Here is a 2,336-nt window from a genome sequence, read left to right as displayed (position 1 = left end):
TACGGTCACTTCGGTAGCGAAGAGTTCCCGTGGGAAGCGACAGACAAAGCTGCGCTACTGCGTGACTTTGCTGGCCTATAAGCCAGGAATAAAACTCATATTTACCTTAAAGCCTCTGTTTTCAGAGGCTTTTTTTATGCCCGATTCTTCTCGCCAGTCTGGTCGGTTTAATCGCAATTTGGTGAATTCACGTGCTTATACCAAAAAGGGGCAAGTGTTTAAATGACAAATTAGCACCAGTTGGCAAATGCACATGAAACACCGTTTATCATCAGTATATAAAGGTGCGAAGCAATGACGCAGCGAACATTAACATTGATAGCCGTTAGGCATGGCGAGACTGAATGGAATCAAATCGGTAAATCGCAACATCTTCTCGACAGTGCTTTGACCGCTCGCGGAAAGCGACAAATGCACCAAGTTGGTCAAACCCTGTTATCTCAGTATGGCGAGACCATCAGCACCATACATACCAGTCAATTGGGACGAGCTATGTCCAGTGCAAGAATTATCGCTGGCTACCTCAAGGCGCCAATCGTCTCCCAGGGAGAGCTAAATGAGTTCGAACGGGCCTTACAACGAGATAGTAACGCAGGAAAATGGTTGAACCAGATAATTCGTCAACACACTCGCCAGAATCCTTGCTTAATAGTTGGACACGGCGACTGGATTGCTTCCTTAGCCAGTTTAGTCAACCCATCGAAGCCACTTAAAACATTAGATAACGGGCAAATAATTGAGATTCAAATAGAAATATAGTTAAACTGTCTGGGAATCAGGTGTCACTCCTGAGCTGTACCCGAAGCAGTATGCGACCAACCCTTTATTTGGAAAGAAGTAAAGCGCGGCGAAACACTCAACATCGTAAGTCAGAATAAAGGCTCACTGCCCTTTCAATAGAGTTCAATTATGTTGCTTTTAGATCTTCCAACCGATTTAGCGTGCATGTTAATCACCGTCATTGTGATGTTGAGTATGCTCCTTGACCACTATTTAGGTGAGCCGACACATTTTCACCCTTTGGTCGGTTTTGGCAACGTTGCGCAATGGTTGGAATCTCAAATGAACAAAGGTAAAAAATGGCAAGGGGCTGTTGCTTGGGGCTGCGCTGTAGTGCCGATCACTGGCGCTGTCTATGCAATCCAAGAACTGCTCATTAGCAGTGAATCTCTATGGCTATATAGTGGGGTCAATGTCGCGGCGCTCTATCTAACAGTCGGCCAGCGTAGCTTGCTTGAGCATGCGAACTGGATTTATCAACCACTAAAAGCCGATGATTTAGAGCAAGCGCGAGTCAAAATTGGTTGGATAGTGAGTCGTGATACTGAGTTGATGGATAGCCGTCAAATCACCTCATCAACCATTGAGTCTGTATTGGAAAATGGCAACGACGCCATTTTCGGAGCGCTTTTTTGGTTTGCGCTGCTTGGTGCGCCGGGTGCCGTTTTATTTAGATTGGTCAATACACTCGATGCGATGTGGGGATACAAAACTGAACGATGGAAAGCGTTTGGCTATGTCGCCGCCAAGCTTGATGACTTAATGGGTTGGCTTCCAGCACGACTAACGGCTATAAGTTACGCCTTACTGGGTAATACCAAAGCGGCACTAAGAACTTGGCTGTCACAAGCCCGTAATTGCTCTAGCCCCAACGGTGGCCCCGTGATGACATCCGGCGCTGGAGCTTTGGGGATCAAAATTGGTGGTGATACCTACTACCACGGGCAATTGGTCAAGAAAATAGTAATGGGACAAGGAAGCTATGCCACGATGAGCGATATTCCTCGCGCAATCAAACTTGTCATTAACACCAGCAAACTGTGGCTAGCCGTTCTGTTGGCTGCCTCTGTGTTATTAATTCTATTTAAGTAATCACGCTATGACTGAACCATTAAAACCTCATCATGGCGGTAAACTACGCCAAGCATCAGAAAAGCACCAAATACCACTCAATGATTGGCTAGATTTATCTACCGGTGTAAGCCCCTACTGCTACCCAATACCTGCTATACCTATTTCTGTCTGGAACCGCTTGCCTGAAGATGAAGATGGGCTGCAAGCTGCCGCCGCTAGTTACTACCAACACTCTAATTTACTCCCTGTCGCAGGAAGCCAAGCTGCAATCCAAGTACTTCCACAGGTGCTATCGCAGAGTCTATCAATCGGCACTGTTTTGCTCCCCTCAATCGGTTATAAAGAGCATCAACACGCTTGGCAAACCTATCAGCAAAATAGTCACCAGCCTGTGACGATCCACTTTTATCAAAACCAACCGAGCGAGGCTCAACTGCAATCTGCTGATGTGGTTGTGGTGATAAACCCTAACAACCCAAGTG

3 protein-coding genes and 1 pseudogene are annotated in these 2,336 nt (G+C 46.4%); all 4 read left to right on the top strand.

Going from position 1 to position 2,336, the window contains the following annotated elements:
* The coding region (locus tag QTO00_RS18260; RefSeq protein ID WP_331426045.1) for a hypothetical protein at positions 1-226 on the top strand (226 nt) is incomplete at its 5' end.
* 68 nt (positions 227-294) lie between these two features.
* Positions 295-759, top strand: coding sequence for a phosphoglycerate mutase family protein (locus QTO00_RS18255; protein WP_331426044.1), 465 nt, complete (start codon positions 295-297; stop codon positions 757-759).
* Between the two features lie 150 nt (positions 760-909).
* Positions 910-1,872 carry an adenosylcobinamide-phosphate synthase CbiB gene (gene cbiB, locus QTO00_RS18250; RefSeq protein ID WP_331426043.1) on the top strand — a complete coding sequence of 321 codons (963 nt, stop codon included), beginning with the start codon at positions 910-912 and terminating at the stop codon, positions 1,870-1,872.
* Positions 1,873-1,879: 7 nt separating this feature from the next.
* A pseudogene (locus QTO00_RS18245) lies at positions 1,880-2,336 on the top strand (aspartate aminotransferase); the annotation flags it as partial.

The organism is Vibrio sp. M260118 (genome assembly GCF_036533755.1).
Taxonomy (GTDB): Bacteria; Pseudomonadota; Gammaproteobacteria; order Enterobacterales; family Vibrionaceae; genus Vibrio.
Note: the sequence above shows the minus strand (reverse complement) of the source record. Positions and strands in the feature narration are given on the sequence as shown.

Excerpts from the sequence above, each read along its gene's own strand:
- QTO00_RS18255 (WP_331426044.1), top strand. The coding sequence starts at position 295 with ATGACGCAGCGAACATTAACATTGATAGCCGTTAGGCATGGCGAGACT.
- cbiB (WP_331426043.1), top strand. The coding sequence starts at position 910 with ATGTTGCTTTTAGATCTTCCAACCGATTTAGCGTGCATGTTAATCACC.